General features: G+C 69.4%; 15 protein-coding genes and 1 other RNA gene. 11 read left to right on the top strand and 5 right to left on the bottom strand.

Annotation, left to right across the window (positions count from 1 at the left end):
• Positions 1-8 precede the first annotated feature (8 nt).
• A complete protein-coding gene (locus ACGFJ7_RS26675) occupies positions 9-911 on the bottom strand; it encodes a LysR family transcriptional regulator (protein ID WP_360253144.1) in 903 nt (300 codons plus the stop codon).
• 70 nt (positions 912-981) lie between these two features.
• Between ACGFJ7_RS26675 and ACGFJ7_RS26670 the strand changes: the two genes are divergently transcribed.
• The 10 genes from ACGFJ7_RS26670 (at position 982) to mctP (ending at position 11,047) form a co-directional block, all read left to right on the top strand.
• Complete coding sequence (locus ACGFJ7_RS26670) at positions 982-2,181, top strand: MFS transporter (protein ID WP_392644360.1); 1,200 nt, start codon at positions 982-984, stop codon at positions 2,179-2,181.
• Between the two features lie 61 nt (positions 2,182-2,242).
• A complete protein-coding gene (locus ACGFJ7_RS26665) occupies positions 2,243-2,671 on the top strand; it encodes a MarR family winged helix-turn-helix transcriptional regulator (RefSeq protein ID WP_392644358.1) in 429 nt (142 codons plus the stop codon).
• A gap of 327 nt (positions 2,672-2,998) precedes the next feature.
• Entirely contained in the window at positions 2,999-4,057 is a 1,059-nt protein-coding gene (locus ACGFJ7_RS26660; protein WP_360252378.1) for a type I glyceraldehyde-3-phosphate dehydrogenase, read from the top strand.
• Between the two features lie 9 nt (positions 4,058-4,066).
• Positions 4,067-4,978, top strand: coding sequence for a threonine/serine dehydratase (locus ACGFJ7_RS26655; protein ID WP_392644356.1), 912 nt, complete (start codon positions 4,067-4,069; stop codon positions 4,976-4,978).
• Positions 4,979-5,601: 623 nt separating this feature from the next.
• Positions 5,602-6,033, top strand: coding sequence for a hypothetical protein (locus tag ACGFJ7_RS26650; protein ID WP_392644354.1), 432 nt, complete (start codon positions 5,602-5,604; stop codon positions 6,031-6,033).
• A gap of 16 nt (positions 6,034-6,049) precedes the next feature.
• Positions 6,050-6,814 carry a sulfite exporter TauE/SafE family protein gene (locus ACGFJ7_RS26645; protein ID WP_360252369.1) on the top strand — a complete coding sequence of 255 codons (765 nt, stop codon included), beginning with the start codon at positions 6,050-6,052 and terminating at the stop codon, positions 6,812-6,814.
• A 320-nt stretch (positions 6,815-7,134) separates the two neighbouring features.
• Positions 7,135-7,527, top strand: an RNA gene (gene rnpB, locus ACGFJ7_RS26640) — RNase P RNA component class A.
• A 249-nt stretch (positions 7,528-7,776) separates the two neighbouring features.
• On the top strand, positions 7,777-9,054 hold the full coding sequence (locus tag ACGFJ7_RS26635) for a glycoside hydrolase family 18 protein (RefSeq protein WP_360252367.1): 1,278 nt from the start codon (positions 7,777-7,779) through the stop codon (positions 9,052-9,054).
• A 116-nt stretch (positions 9,055-9,170) separates the two neighbouring features.
• Positions 9,171-9,407, top strand: a complete 237-nt coding sequence (locus ACGFJ7_RS26630; protein WP_392644555.1) for a DUF3311 domain-containing protein — start codon at positions 9,171-9,173, stop codon at positions 9,405-9,407.
• Positions 9,404-11,047: a monocarboxylate uptake permease MctP gene (gene mctP, locus ACGFJ7_RS26625; RefSeq protein WP_392644351.1), complete on the top strand. Its 1,644-nt coding sequence runs from the start codon at positions 9,404-9,406 to the stop codon at positions 11,045-11,047. The genes ACGFJ7_RS26630 and mctP overlap by 4 nt, the downstream gene beginning before the upstream one ends.
• Positions 11,048-11,154: 107 nt before the next feature.
• On the opposite strand, the gene ACGFJ7_RS26620 is transcribed toward mctP, so the two are convergent.
• On the bottom strand, positions 11,155-11,541 hold the full coding sequence (locus ACGFJ7_RS26620) for a VOC family protein (RefSeq protein WP_360252358.1): 387 nt from the start codon (positions 11,539-11,541) through the stop codon (positions 11,155-11,157).
• Between the two features lie 145 nt (positions 11,542-11,686).
• On the opposite strand from ACGFJ7_RS26620, the gene ACGFJ7_RS26615 reads away from it, so the two are divergent.
• Positions 11,687-12,838, top strand: coding sequence for an MFS transporter (locus ACGFJ7_RS26615; protein WP_360252355.1), 1,152 nt, complete (start codon positions 11,687-11,689; stop codon positions 12,836-12,838).
• On the opposite strand, the gene ACGFJ7_RS26610 is transcribed toward ACGFJ7_RS26615, so the two are convergent.
• From ACGFJ7_RS26610 to ACGFJ7_RS26600, 3 genes are read right to left on the bottom strand one after another with little or no spacing between them, the layout of a single operon-like run.
• Positions 12,815-13,675, bottom strand: a complete 861-nt coding sequence (locus tag ACGFJ7_RS26610; RefSeq protein WP_392644349.1) for an aminoglycoside phosphotransferase family protein — start codon at positions 13,673-13,675, stop codon at positions 12,815-12,817. The genes ACGFJ7_RS26615 and ACGFJ7_RS26610 overlap by 24 nt on opposite strands.
• Entirely contained in the window at positions 13,672-13,827 is a 156-nt protein-coding gene (locus ACGFJ7_RS26605) for a hypothetical protein (protein ID WP_392644347.1), read from the bottom strand. The genes ACGFJ7_RS26610 and ACGFJ7_RS26605 overlap by 4 nt, the downstream gene beginning before the upstream one ends.
• A 24-nt stretch (positions 13,828-13,851) precedes the next feature.
• The gene (locus ACGFJ7_RS26600) at positions 13,852-14,349 is read right to left on the bottom strand and encodes an HIT family protein (protein WP_392644345.1); all 498 of its coding nucleotides are present in this window, start codon (positions 14,347-14,349) and stop codon (positions 13,852-13,854) included.
• Positions 14,350-14,407 lie beyond the last annotated feature (58 nt).

Raw genomic sequence — 14,407 nt, 5'->3', positions numbered from 1 at the left:
CCTCATGTTTACGGACGAACCGCCTTCGTGGGACCGTTTCGGTCGATCAGGGCGAGCAACGCTCGCGTTGCCGCGCTGGGCTGCCGGAGCCCCGGGATGGCGATGCCGAACGGCCAGACCAGGCCCACGCCCGGTATCCGCTTGATGATCAGGCCGCTTTTGTCGTCCACGGCGAACTGGGGAACGATCGCCACCCCGAGGCCTTCCCGGACGAAGTCGACGGCGCTGCTGATGTCGGTCACCTCGATGGCCACCTGCCGCTGCACTCCGGCCGCCGCGAACACCTGGTCGACCACGATCCGGTTGCCGTAACCGGCCGGGAAGTCGACGAACGGCTGCCCGTCGAGGTCGTGGACGCCCACCTCGCCGGCGGTGGCCAGCCGGTGCTCGAGGGGCAGGACGAGGTCGAGCGGACGGTCGTCGATCTGGGTCAGCCGTACGCCGGCGGGCGGCCGCCCCGGCCAGGAGACGAAGGCGAGGTCGAGGCCGCCGTCGACGAGCATGTCCATGAGCCCGCGGGAACCGCGCGGCGAGACACTGAGCCGCAGGGTGACGCCGGGGTGCCGGCGGTGATATTCGCCGAGCAGGCCGGGCATGTCGATCAGCGGGATGGACGTGAGGGTGCCCACCCGGACCGTTCCGCGCAGGCCACCGCGAACCTCGTCGACCGCGTCGCGGGCGGCCTGCGCCGCCTCCAGGGCGGCTCGCGCGCGCGGCAGGAGCGCCTGGCCGGCGTCGGTCAGCTCGACCCGCTTCGAGGTGCGTTCCAGCAGCTTGACGCCGAGTTCGTGCTCGAGCGCCTTGATCACCGCGGAGACGCCGGACTGGACGACGTGCAGCCGGGCGGCGGCCCGGGTGAAGTTGCGCTCCTCGGCGACGGCCACGAAGTACTCGAAGTGGCGGAGTTCCATCACGAACGCAGATGGTACTCAGCATGGATCATCGTTGGCGCTGATGTTCGGGACGGCGCACTCTCACCTCATGACCGTGATGACCAAGCCTGCCCCCACCGGTGCTCCCACCGGGTCGGCCCGTCACGGCGCCGCCTTCTGGCTGGTCGCCGTCGTCTACCTCGTGGCGCTCGCCTTCTCGACGATTCCGGCGCCGCTCTACCCGCTCTACCAGGCCGCCGACGGCTTCTCCTCGTTCACCGTCACGGTCATCTTCGCCGTGTACGCGGTGGGCGTGATCGTGGCCCTGCTGCTGGCCGGGCACGTCTCCGACTGGGTCGGCCGCCGCCGCGTCCTGCTGCCGGCCCTGGCCCTGGAGATCGTGGCCGGAGTGCTCTTCCTGGCCTGGCCGTCGCTGACCGGCCTGATCGTGGCCCGGTTGCTGACCGGCCTCGGCGTCGGCCTCCTGACCGCCACGGCCACCGCCTACCTGCTCGAACTGCACACCGCGCACCGGCCGCAGGCGAGCGGCACCCGCTTCGAGGTCGTCTCGGCGGCGGCCAATCTCGGCGGCCTCGGGACCGGCACGCTCGTCGCGGGCTTCCTGGCCCAGTTCGTCACGGCGCCGCTGCGTACGCCGTACGTCGTCTTCCTGGTCCTGCTGGTCCTGAGCGTCGTCGCCGTCGCCGCCGTGCCCGAGACGGTGACCGCGCCCTCGGTGAAGCCGAAGTACCGCCCGCAGCGGGTCCGGATGAGCGGGAAGTCGCTGGTGGCGGCGGCCGGAGCGTTCACCGCGTTCGCCGTCTTCGGCCTGTTCACCTCGCTGGCGCCGGGCTTCGTGGCGGCCGGGCTGCACCACCCGAGCCGGCTGCTGGCCGGGTTCACCGCCTTCCTGGTGTTCGGCGCGGGCGCGGCCGCCCAGTCGGCGGCGGGCCTGCTGCCGGCCGCCCGGCGGTTCACGATCGGGCTGGTCGCGCAGGCCGCGGGCCTGGTCGTGCTGGCCGCCGGGATGCTCGCCACCTCGCTGCCGCTGTTCCTGATCGGCGGGGCGATCGCCGGCGCCGGGGCCGGAATCCTCTTCAAGTCGGCGGTCGGCCGGATCGCCGCGGCGGCGCCGGCCGACGAGCGCGGTGCCGCCCTGGCCGGGCTGTTCCTGGTCGGCTACGCCGGGTTGACCGTCCCGGTGCTGGGACTGGGCGTGGCGACCCTGTTCGTCGCCTCGACGACCGCGATGCTGTGGTTCAGCGGCATCCTGCTGGCCGCCCTCGCGGTGATCTTCGCGCGGCGCTGATCCTTTCCCCGGTGACGCTTGGGGCGCAAATGATTGCCGCCCCAAGCGTTACGCTTTACCGGTGTCCGACGACCCTCTGGAGCTGGAACGCCAGGTCTGCTTCGCGCTGGCGGTGGCGTCGCGCAGCGTGATCGGGCTCTACCGGCCGCTGCTCGAGCCGATGAACCTGACCCACCCGCAGTACCTGGTGATGCTCGCCCTGTGGCAGCACGCGCCACTCTCCGTACGGGACATCAGCCGTCTCCTGCAGCTCGACCCGGGCACGCTCTCGCCGCTGCTGAAGCGGCTCGAGGCGGTCGGGTACCTCACCCGCAAGCGTGACCCCACCGACGAGCGCAGCCTCGCCGTCGACCTGACCGAGCGGGGCCGCGAACTGCGCGCCGAGGCGGAGAAAATCCCACCCGCGATCATCGCCCGTTTGGGTATGCCGATCTCGGAACTCGAGTCGTTGCACGCGGCACTCACGCGGGTGATTGCGGCCACTCACTGATCGATTTCGGAATACCGTGGGAGCTTCGTTCGGGTTGAAATTCTCGGAACGAATTAGCAACGCCCATCGAGCGCCGATGGCCGGAATGCGCACCGTTCATCCGGATGGCGCACTGGGCATCGCCAGTGACCATTAGGAGGTTCGCAGCGCCATGGCCCTGCCCCACCAGGTCTTATGTGGATCAAGAACACTGTGTGACGCGTCCTCCGTTGACGTGCAAGTTGCACGACTCTTAGTGTCGAGGGCGTGACGGCGAGTGGAAATCGGGTACGCACGGACCCTCGCCGGCACGGCACAGCGAGATTCAGAGCGGCCGAGGAGCCTTCGATGACTGTCACGATCGGCATCAATGGATTCGGTCGTATCGGCCGCAGCATCACCCGGATAGTCGCGGCATCACCCGATCCGGGAATATCAATTGCGGCGGTAAATGACCTTGCCTCGACCGAGAAAATGGCCTACGGGCTGCGCCGGGACAGCATTCGCGGCGCATTTCCGGGCACCGTCACCGCCCGCGCCGATCATCTCGTCGTCAATGACCATGCGATCCGCGCGTTCCATCACGAACGACCCGAGCGCATTCCGTGGGCCGACGCCGGCGTCGATGTCGTCATCGAGGCCACCGGGCGCTTCCGGGCCGGCACCACGGCCCGCACGCACATCACCCACGGCGGCGCCCGCAAGGTCGTGATCAGCGCCTCGGCCGACGACCCGGACGCGTTCCTGGTCTTCGGGGCCAACCAGGACACGTACGACTCGGACCAGCACGACGTGGTCTCCCCCGGCTCCTGCGGCGTGAACGCGCTGACCATCATGGCCAAGGTCCTGCTCGACCGGTTCGGGTTACGCGGAGTGAACTCGACGGTGGTGCTGGCCACCCAGGGCTGGCAGAAACCGCAGGACTCGGTGATCGGCACGTCGCGTGACGATCCGCGCCTGGGCCGGGCCACCGGCGACAGCATCATCCCGCACAACTTCGTGGTCGGCGACCTCGTCCGGGTGGTGCTGCCGGAGATCGGCGAGATGCGCTACAGCTACTACGTGGTGCCGACGCCGATCGGATCGCTGGCCGAGCTGTCCGGGCAGACCGGGCGCGCGGTCAGCGTCGAGGAGATCAACCGGGCCATGGCCGAGGCGGCGGCGGGACCCCTGAGGGGCATTTTGGCGTACGACCCGGATCCCACCGTCTCCATCGACGTGAAGAACAATCCGGCGTCGTGCCTGTTCGACCCGTCGGGCACCCAGACCACGGCGGACGGCGGCGTGAAGGTACGCGGCTGGTTCGACAACGAGTGGGGCTTCTCCAACCGATTACTCGACCTCGCGCGTCTCGTGGGTGAACGATCACCCGTCGCGACCCGGCGGGTGAGCTGGAGCATCGCTTAGGGTTCAACAGTGATCGACATTCAGGATGTACGGGCGGCGGCCACCCGGATCGGCTCCCGGGTGCGCAGTACACCGGTGCTCCAGGTGGGCCCTTCGCTGTGGTTCAAGCTGGAGCAGACGCAGTACGCCGGATCGTTCAAAACCCGTGGCATGATCAACCAGGTCCTCGCCGCGGGCCCGCTGCCCCCGGCCGGCATCGTGGCCGCGTCCGGCGGCAACGCGGGCCTGGCGGCGGCGTACGCGGCTCGCGAGCTCGGCATCGCGGCCACGGTCTTCGTACCGGTCACGGCCCCGCCGGTGAAGGTCGCGAAGCTCGGCAAACTGGGCGCCCAGGTCACCCAGATCGGCAGCGAATACGCGGAGGCGTACACGGCGGCGGTCGAACACGCGGCGTCCACGGGCGCCCTGTTCTGCCACGCCTACGACGACCCTCACATGGTCGCCGGGAACGGCACGATCGCCCTGGAGCTCCTGGACCAGATCCCGTCCGGCTTCGACACGGTCCTGGTCGCCGTCGGCGGCGGCGGCCTGATCGCCGGCATGATCGCGGCCCTGTCCCCCACGGTCAAGGTCGTGGCGGTGGAGCCGGAGACCTCCTCGGCCCTGCACGCCGCCCTGGCCGCCGGCACCCCGGTCGACGTCCCGGTCTCAGGCGTGGCAGCCGACTCGCTGGGCGCCCGCCGGGCCGGCCAGATCGCCTTCGACCTGGCCCGAACCTTCGACATCCCGTCGGTGCTGGTCGGCAACCAGGCCATCATCGACGCCCGCCGAGCCTTGTGGGACGACTACCGCCTGGCCGTCGAACACGGCACCGCGGCGGCTTACGCGGCCCTGACCTCAGGCGCCTACATACCCGCCCCCAACGAGCGCGTCGTAGTCCTCATCTGCGGCGCCAACACAAACCCGGCCGACCTGGCTTAGCCCGCCGGCCACCTTCCCCCGCCTCAACTCACCTCATCGCGCCCACCTCACCCCGCCGCGCCCTGCCTCATTCCGCCCCACCTCATCCGGTCGCGCCTCATCCGGCTCACCCACCCCGTAACGCCCCGGCCCTCACCTACGCTCCATCCCACCTCGTAACGCCCTGGCAGCCACCTCGCCGCACCCCCTCGTAGCGCCCCGGCCTCCGCCTCGCCCCGCCTCACCTCACCCTCCACACCCCGCCTCGCCACGCCTCACCCATCCACACTCCGCGCCGCGCCGCGCCGCGCCCCGCACCGCCGCGCCCCGCCCCGTCACGCCGTGCCCCGCCACGCCACGCACCTCCACACCCCGCCCCGCCGCGCCGCGCCCCACACCCCGTCACGCCACACCGCGCCCCGCCACGCCGCGCACCTCCACACCCCGCGCCGCGCCCCACACCCCGTCACGCCACACCGCGCCCCGCCACGCCGCGCACCTCCACACCCCGCGCCACGCCCCACACCCCGCGCCACGCCCCACACCCCGCGCCGCCGCGCCGCACCCTGTCACGCCCGCTTTCGCGCACAAATCCGACATTTCCGTTTTGGGGATTTCCTCGACGCTGGCCCGATACTGGGCCGATGACTGTTACGGCGCAGCTCGACCAGACCACCTGGACCGAGGCGGACTACCCCCGGATGGGCTGGCACGACAGCCGGGTCCACGCGTTCAGCCTGACCGGGGAGCCACAGGTCAGGCTGCTTCTCGACCTCGACTACGTGACGGGCGGCGGCCCCGCCGAGGGCTTCCTCGTGGCACCCGCGACCCTCGTCTTCGACGAACCGTGGGGCCTCGCCGGCGGCTTCGGCCCGCTCGCCGAGCCCCTCGACATCGCCGACATCCACCGGCTGCCCTCCCCCGACCAGCATCCCGCCCCGGTCTGGCACATCGAGGGGCACAACTTCGCTTTCGAGGTACGGGCGACCGGCTACCGCCAGTTCCTGCGCTGCCCGCCGCTGCGCGTGCCGGTGCCCGCCCTCACCTGGGACGAGCGCGGCGGAGTCAGCTTCTGAGTAGATTTCTCCCATCATGGATGTCGCGCACATTTTGCTGCTGGTCGCCGCCGGCCTGGCCGCCGGCGCGGTGAACGCCATAGCCGGCGGCGGCTCGCTCATCACGTTCCCGACGCTGATCGCCACCGGCCTGCCCTCGGTCGCCGCGAACGTCACCAACTCCATCTCGGTCTTCCCCGGCTACGTGTCGAGCGTCGCCGGAAGCCGCGCCGACCTGGCCGGCCAGTCCCGCCGCCTGCGCGCCGTGGTGCCCGCCGCCGTCCTCGGCTCGGCGGCCGGCTGCGCGCTGCTCCTGCTGACCCCCGCCCGAGCGTTCGAACTGATCGTGCCTTTCCTGGTCCTGGCGGCCGCCGCCACGCTCGCCTTCCAGCAGCGCCTGCGCGGCCTGGTCGGCCACCCCCGCCACCTCTCCCCACGCCGCGCCGCCCTCACCTTGCAGGCCGTGGTTTTCATCGGCGCCGTCTACGGCGGCTACTTCGGTGCGGCCCTGGGCGTGATGTATGTGGCGGCCCTGGCCCTGATCCTCGACGAGTCCCTGAACCGCATCAACGCCCTCAAGAACGTCCTCTCGGCGGTCGTCGGCCTGATCACCTTGCTGGTCTTCGCCTTCTTCGCCCCCGTCAACTGGGCCGCCGTCCTGGCCTTGGCCCCCGCCACCGTCATCGGCGGCTACCTGGGCGCCCGACTGGCCCGCCGCCTCCCGGCCCGGGTCCTCCGAGCCCTGATCGTCACCTTCGGCACAGCAATAGGCCTGCTCCTGCTGTACCGGGCCCTCACCTGATCCACCACACCCACCACCCCGCTCACCAAGCCGCCCTCGCGAAGCCTCCCGCCGCCGGGCCCGCCCCTCCTCCGTCCCCGCCACACCGGCCCGCGCAGGAACCCCATCCCGCCACGAGCCCCGCCCCGCCAAGCGACGCACCGCTCCACGAAGCGAACCGCCGCCTCCGCGAAACCTGCCCGCGAATCGAAGCTCCGCCCCCGCGCAGCCCGCCCCGCGAATCGAAGCTCCGCCCCCGCGCAGCCCGCCCCGCGAATCGAAGCTCCGCCCCCGCGCAGCCCGCCCTGCGGTGGCCGCCCGTAGGATGAAGGTGCGACGGACGAGTCGGCTGGGCGGTCGCGTCGGTGCCTTCGGGTGCCGCCGAGGAACGTCCGGACTCCGCAGAGCAGGGTGGTTGTTAACGGCAACCCGGGGCGACCCGCGGGACAGTGCCACAGAGAACAGACCGCCGGCCCCACCAGGCCGGTAAGGGTGAAACGGTGAGGTAAGAGCTCACCAGCACCCCGGGCGACCGGGGTGGCTAGGTAAACCCCACCCGGAGCAAGGCCAAGCAAGGCCGGAGCCGCAGGGCCCCGACCGGCGCAGGCGTTCGAGGGCTGCTCGCCCGAGCCTGCGGGTAGGCCGCAAGAGCCTGCCGGCAACGGCAGGCCGAGATGGATGGCCGCCCCCAGCTTCCGCTGGGACAGAATCCGGCGTACAGGCCGACTCGTCCGTCGCCCTTATCGCCGTACGGCGCGGAAGCGGCCCGAAGCTCCGAGACGAACAGTTCGGGGCTTCTGAAGCCGTCGGTGGCAAATCTGGTGACGGTGCCCCTGGCCGTGCGCTCCTGGTCGGCGCCGGCAAACCGGGCGATCGGGACCCATCGCCCCGGCGCCGGCGCGACCAGGGTGATGAAACCATTGCTTCCGCGCAGTGAGACCTCTAACTTCCTCGATTAGGAAACTTTCTTTCCTGGAGGACTCATGCGCGGTTTGAAACGCCGTCTTGTCGCTGTGGCCGCCGTGGCCGCGGTGGGGGCGACGGTTGCGGCTACACCTGCTCAAGCGACCGGTAAGTCATACGTCAAGGTCGGGTACTTCACGCAGTGGGGTATCTATGGCCGCGATTTCCCACTCAGCAAGGTGCAGAACTCCGGCGCGGCCGGGAAGCTCACGCACCTCAACTACGCGTTCGGGCCGGTGACGGCCGATGGGGTCTGTGCGAGCGCCGACCCGTGGGCCGACTGGCAGACCAGCTTCGACGACGCGCACAGTGTGGACGGTGTAGGCGATGTGGCGGGGCAGCCGATCGCCGGCAACCTCAACCAGCTGGCCGAGCTCAAGAAGAAGAACCCCAAGCTGCGGGTGCTGATCTCGCTCGGCGGGTGGACCGGGTCGGCGCACTTCTCGGACGCCGTTCTGACCGATGCGTCGCGGAAGAAGCTCGTCAGCTCCTGCCTCGATCTGTGGATCAAGGGCAACCTGCCGGGGCTGCCGGCGGGCACCGCCGCCGGGATCTTCGACGGTGTCGATCTGGACTGGGAGTGGCCCGGGTCCGAGGGCAATGCCGGCAATGTCGTCCGGCCCGAGGACAAGCGGAACTTCACGCTGCTCACGGCCGAGTTCCGGGCCCAGCTCGACCGGCTCAGCCGGACCACGAAGCACCGGTACGACCTGACCGCCTTCCTGCCGGCGGCGCCGGCCAAGATCGCGGCCGGCTTCGAGGGTGACAAGATCTTCAAATACCTGGATTTCGGTACGGTCCAGGGGTACGACTTCCACGGCTCCTGGGAGACTCGCGCCAACCAGCAGTCCGCCCTTTTCGTCCCGCGCAACGCTCCTGACAACCCGGACTTCTCCGTGGATGTCGCGATCAACGCGTGGATCAAGGCCGGAGCACCCAGGAAGGAACTCGTCCTGGGACTGCCGTACTACAGCCAGGGCTGGACCGGCATCACCCAACCCGGGAACGGCCTGTTCGCCCAGGCCACCGGCCCCGCCCCGGGCATCTTCGCCGCCGGCAGCGAGGACTACAAGACGGTGAAGAACCTGCCCGGCTTCAAGCTCTACCGCGACTGGCGCGGCGGGCACGCCTGGCTGTTCGACGGCACCACGTTCTGGACCTACGACGACCCGGCCCAGATGATCCAGAAGGCCGTCTACATCAGGGCCAAGGGCCTGGGCGGCGCCATGATGTGGTCGCTCGACGGCGACGACGACAAGGCGTCCCTCACCAAGGCCGTCGCCGCCGGACTGAAGTAGTAAACGTACGCCGTTCGGCGCATTTCGTGGACCGCTCGGCGCACGATGATCGCCCGATTTGACCCCTCCTCGTTAGCGTGACGTACAGCACCAGCGCTGACGAGGAGGTACGGGCCATGGCGGAGCCTGAGACCAGAGAGCCCGACGCAAGACGCCGTACGGACCGCAGCCCCTGGAACTGGCTGCTGCTCATCCCGATCGTCGTGCCGGTCCTGACGTTCATCTACAACCGTGACGAACCGCGGCTGTTCGGCTTCCCGGCCTTCTACTGGATCCAGTTCCTGTTCATCCTGCTCGGCGTCGGCACCACGACGATCGTCTACCAGATGACGAAGCGGGGACGCCGGCCATGAGGGACCACATCACCGAGATCGTCGTCTTCACGCTGCTGTTCCTGCTGGTCAGCGGCATGGGTTTCGTGGCCGCCCGCTGGCGCGCCCCCAAAGACATGGCACACCTGGACGAGTGGGGCCTGGGCGGGCGCAACTTCGGCGGCTGGATCACCTGGTTCCTGGTCGGCGGTGACCTCTACACGGCGTACACCTTCGTCGCCGTACCCGCGCTGATCTTCGGCGCCGGCGCGGCCGGGTTCTTCGCCGTCCCGTACACCATCATCATCTATCCGATGTTCTTCCTGATCCTGATCAGGCTCTGGTCGGTGTCGCACCGACACGGCTTCGTGACCCCGGCCGACTTCGTACGCAGCCGGTTCGACTCGCCCACGCTGGCCCTCGTCGTGGCCATCACCGGCATCGTGGCCACCATGCCGTACATCGCCCTGCAACTCGTCGGCATCGAAGCGGTGCTCAAGACGATGGGCGTGACCGGCGACAGCCTGCTCGCCCGGCATGCGCCGATCATCATCGCGTTCGCGATCCTGGCCGCGTACACCTATCAATCGGGTCTTCGCGCCCCCGCGCTGATCGCCTTCGTCAAAGACGCGCTGATCTACATCGTGATCCTGGTGGCGGTCATCTACCTGCCGACCAAGCTGGGCGGCTGGGGCAGCATCTTCGACGCCGCCGAGGCCAAGTTCACGGCCAGCCCGAACGCCAACGACGGCATCACCCTGAACGCCAACAACCAGATCCAGTACGTGACGCTCGCGCTCGGCTCGGCGCTGGCCCTGTTTCTCTATCCGCACAGCATCACCGGGGTGCTGGCCAGCAAGAACCGCACCGTGATCAAGCGGAACATGTCGGCTCTGCCGGCCTACAGCTTCCTGCTCGGCCTGCTCGCGCTTCTGGGGTACGCGGCCATCGCGTCCAACGTGAAGCCGCTGCCCGGCGCCACCCAGGGCACCGTCGACAGCAACACCGTCGTACCGCTGCTGTTCGACATGCAGTTCCCGGCCTGGTTCGCCGGCGTCGCCTTCGCCGCGATCGGCATCGGCGCTCTCGTCCCGGCCGCCATCATGTCGATCGCCGCGGCCAACCTGTTCACCCGCAACATCTACAAGGAATACCTGCGCAAAAACGCCTCACACGCCGACGAAGCCCGCGTCTCCAAGATCACCTCGCTGGTCGTCAAAATCGGCGCGGTCGCCTGCATCGTCTTCCTCGACCCGCAGTTCTCCATCGACCTGCAGCTGATCGGCGGCGTGATCATCCTGCAGACGGCTCCCGCGGTCGCCCTGGGCCTGTTCACCCGGTGGCTGCACCGGGGCGCGCTGATCGCGGGCTGGGTGGCCGGCATGGGCCTGTCGATGTGGATGCTGTGGCAGATCCCGAACCCGGCCACGAAGCGCGCCCACTTCGGCGGGTCGGCGTTCCCGCTGTCCGAGTTCGGCTTCGACACCAAACGCACCATCTACGTCGGCTTCGTGACCGTGCTGGTCAACCTGCTGATCGCGGTCATCGTCACGCTTATCCTGCGGGCGGCCAAGACGCCGGCCGGCGTCGACGGCACGCGGCAGGACGACTACTTCGCCGACGAGGGCGACCCGCGCGTCGACCGCGACCTCACGGCCGTGGAGACACCCTCGTCCACTTGAGATGGTGAGTGGCACGAGAAGTACCGGTTCCATTCGTCGGCGATTGTTTCGCCGAATCGGAAGGGGCACGCACCGGTTCCCGGCGCGCGCCCCTTCCGTTTCGTGAACTAGTCGTCCGTGTACAGGCAGAACGGATGCCCGGCCGGATCGAGCATCACCCGTACCGTCTCCTGCGGTTGATAGGAGGCCTGTTCGGCGCCGACCGAAATGGCGTGCGCGACGGCCTCCTCCAGATTGTCGACCTCGATCTCCAGGTGCATCGACATCTGCGGCTTACCCGCCTCGGCCGGCCACACCGGCCGTACGTAGTGCTTCTCGGTCTGGAATCCGAGGTTGTAACCCGCGTTCTCGGAGGGCGCCACCGCCCCGCCCAGCCCGTTGTCCGCCGGATAGAAATTCCAGCCGAGCAGCCGCGAATAGAAGCGCCCCAACTCCATCCCGTCCGGCGCGTCCAGCGTCACACCCCACCACTGCTTACGGCTCCTGAGCGGCACCAGCGACTCCTATCTACCGTTTTGCGTTCCCCAGATCTTTATTCAATCCAGAAACGAGCATCCTGGCGAGCCGTTCCGCTGTGACAGTCATCAATTCCTCTCGGGGCGTAAACGCAGCCTTCCCCGCCGTCGTTAGGGTCGGTTCATGATCGAGCGGAAGGCGCGGGTCGCGACGTCGGCGATCTTCGCGGCGCACGGGGCCGTCACCGGCACGTTCGCGGCGCGAGTGCCGTGGGTGGCCGACCACGTCGGGGTGGGGCCGGGTGGGCTCGGGCTGGCTCTGCTCATGCCCGGGCTCGGTGCGCTGATCGCGATGCCGCTGTCGGGGCGGCTCGTGCATCGGTTCGACCTGCGTTCCCTCGTACGCGTCCTGATGCTCTGCTGGTGTGCCGCTCTTCTGCTCCCGGCGCTGCCGACCTCGTTGTGGGCGCTCGGCCTCGGCCTGATCGTCTACGGGGCGGCGGCCGGCGTGGCCGACGTCGCCATGAACGCGCACGCCGTGCTCGTGGAGGAACGCTACGGCCGGTCGGTGATGTCCGGCTTCCACGGCTGGTGGAGCCTCGGCGGGCTGGCCGGCTCGGCGGTGGCCGTGCTCGCGACCCGGGCCGGCCTGTCCGCGCCCACGCACTTCCTGCTCACCGTGGCCGCCCTGTTCGCGGTCGTGCTGACCGCGTCGCGGTGGCTCATCCCGCACCGGCCCGCGGCCGGCCTGGAGGAACCGCCGGCGTTCGCGTTGCCCACCGGCCGGGTGTTGACGATCGGCCTGATCGGCCTGTGCGCGGTCTTCGCCGAGGGGGCCAGCCTCGACTGGGCCGCCGTGTACGTCCGCGACCTGCTGCACCATCCCGCCGCCACCGCCGCGGCCACCGTCTCGATCTTCTCGGTCTGCATGGCCGTGGCCCGCTTCGGCGGCGACCGGGTCGTCCGGCGGTTCGGCCCGGTGACCACCGTCCGCTTCTCCGGGGTGTGCGCCACGGCCGGCGCCCTGACGATCGTTCTGGCCGAGCCGGTCGCGCTGGTGATCGCCGGGTTCGGCCTGCTCGGCATCGGCATCGCGGTGGTCGTGCCGCTGGTGTTCGCGGCCGCCGCCCGTACCGAAAGCAGCCCGGGCAAAGGCATCGCCGGGGTGGCCGGCATCGCGTACGGCAGCGGTCTCATCGCCCCCGGCATCATCGGCGGCATCGCCCACGTGTCGTCGCTGACCGTCTCGTTCGGCGTCATCGTGGCGCTGATGATCGTCATGACGCTGGGCGCACAGGTTCTGCGAGTGCGGTCAGCGCAGCCGCGGCTCCAGTAGGGCGGCCACCTCGATCGCCCGGCTCCGCGCCTGGCCGGACGCCTCGACCGTCCACAACTCGGACAGCACGCCCATGACAAATCCCCAGGCCACGACGCGGTCCACCGGCTCAAGCCGGGACAGCTGCTCGATCCGGGCCGGCACCAGCGCGAGCAGCGCCGGGTCGTGCCGCTCCGGATCGGGGTTGTAGAGCATCGCCCCGCAGTCGAAGCCCGGGTCCCCGATCAGCGGCGACGGGTCGATCGCCAGCCACGGCGCCCGCTCGGCCCGCAGCACATTGCCGTGGTGCAGGTCCCCGTGCAGCACGGTCTCGCGCGGCGCGTCCGCACAGAGGTCGTCGAACAGCTCCGCCGCCCGCTCCACCATCCGCCGTGGAATCGGCCCGTCCCGGTCATAGCGCTCGAAAGCCCCACGCAGGGTGCGCAGATGAGGCAGAGAGCAATTGATGGGGGGTACGCGGTGAAGCAGCTCCGCGGCGTCGACAAGAACCGCGGTGGCGGCCGCGTCGTCGTCGAGCTCGGCCACCGGCGTACCGGGAAAGGCTTGCTCGATCAGCAACGCACCGCGAGCCGCGTCCTCGGCCCGAAGCCGCACAGCGCCGCGCCCATCGAAGATCCGCAGGGCCTCGGCCTCGGCGCCGAGATGCCCATCCGGGACGCCGAGCTTGAGGACGCCGCCACCCTTCACCGTGGCGACCCAATGGAAGGTCATGGCCTGCGGCTCATCGATTTCCAGGCCCCATTCGCCGGCCATGTCATCGATCAGCTTCGGGAGGTCGGCGAGCCACTGCTCGCCCTCGGCCCCCCAGTTCTCGACGATGTTGCGCCGAAAATTCACTGCTGGCCCGCGGAAATCTCGCGCGCTTCCTGCGCCGTACGCCGAAGACCCACCCACCCCTGCGTCTCGGACAGCTCGATCTCCTTCACAGCCTGCACGAAAACGAGCCGGTGCCGGAAACGCGCCCACTCCGCCTCCAACTGCACCACCATCCCCGTCCCCTTGCGTCATGCGTGTCAGTATCCAACGTCGATCCGACCCCGAATCTCCCGAGCCAGCGCCGCCTGACTTCCATCGGTCACAGCAAGCGTCCCGTTCTCCGACATGACCGCGTGAAACTGCTGCTCCCGATACGGAACCCCGGGCGGCAGCGGCGCCAGATGCCAATGCAGATGAGCGTTCCCCTGCCGGCTACCCAGGCTCATCGAGTACATCCGCTCGGTCGGCAAGGTCGCCTCCAATGCCCGAGCGACCCGGTGCACAGTCCCTTGAAAGCGCAGAAACTCGTCCACCTCCATGTCGGTCACCCAGCTCTCAAGGTGCCGCCGAGGGCATACGACGGTGTAACCGAGCAGAGTCGGATACCGGGTCAGAAAGGCAACAGTCTCCTCATCCTCATAGACCAGGTGATGCCGGTAGTCGGGATGGCCACCAAGAAACGCACACACGAAGCACGGCCCTTCGGTGGACCGCTTGATGTACGCCTCAAGGTCGTACTCAGGCCTGACACTCATGGCACGTATCTTGCCTCGCCGAGCACTATAGGGCGGTAAGCCGAGACGACCTTCGGCT

It is taken from the genome of Actinoplanes sp. NPDC048988, assembly GCF_043197815.1.
Classification (GTDB): domain Bacteria; phylum Actinomycetota; class Actinomycetes; order Mycobacteriales; family Micromonosporaceae; genus Actinoplanes.
Note: the sequence above shows the minus strand (reverse complement) of the source record. Positions and strands in the feature narration are given on the sequence as shown.

Coding starts and splice junctions, on each gene's coding strand:
- ACGFJ7_RS26675 (WP_360253144.1), bottom strand. CDS start 911: ATGGAACTCCGCCACTTCGAGTACTTCGTGGCCGTCGCCGAGGAGCGC.
- ACGFJ7_RS26670 (WP_392644360.1), top strand. CDS start 982: ATGACCGTGATGACCAAGCCTGCCCCCACCGGTGCTCCCACCGGGTCG.
- ACGFJ7_RS26660 (WP_360252378.1), top strand. CDS start 2,999: ATGACTGTCACGATCGGCATCAATGGATTCGGTCGTATCGGCCGCAGC.
- ACGFJ7_RS26650 (WP_392644354.1), top strand. CDS start 5,602: ATGACTGTTACGGCGCAGCTCGACCAGACCACCTGGACCGAGGCGGAC.
- ACGFJ7_RS26645 (WP_360252369.1), top strand. CDS start 6,050: ATGGATGTCGCGCACATTTTGCTGCTGGTCGCCGCCGGCCTGGCCGCC.
- ACGFJ7_RS26635 (WP_360252367.1), top strand. CDS start 7,777: ATGCGCGGTTTGAAACGCCGTCTTGTCGCTGTGGCCGCCGTGGCCGCG.
- ACGFJ7_RS26630 (WP_392644555.1), top strand. CDS start 9,171: ATGGCGGAGCCTGAGACCAGAGAGCCCGACGCAAGACGCCGTACGGAC.
- mctP (WP_392644351.1), top strand. CDS start 9,404: ATGAGGGACCACATCACCGAGATCGTCGTCTTCACGCTGCTGTTCCTG.
- ACGFJ7_RS26615 (WP_360252355.1), top strand. CDS start 11,687: ATGATCGAGCGGAAGGCGCGGGTCGCGACGTCGGCGATCTTCGCGGCG.
- ACGFJ7_RS26605 (WP_392644347.1), bottom strand. CDS start 13,827: ATGGTGGTGCAGTTGGAGGCGGAGTGGGCGCGTTTCCGGCACCGGCTC.
- ACGFJ7_RS26600 (WP_392644345.1), bottom strand. CDS start 14,349: ATGAGTGTCAGGCCTGAGTACGACCTTGAGGCGTACATCAAGCGGTCC.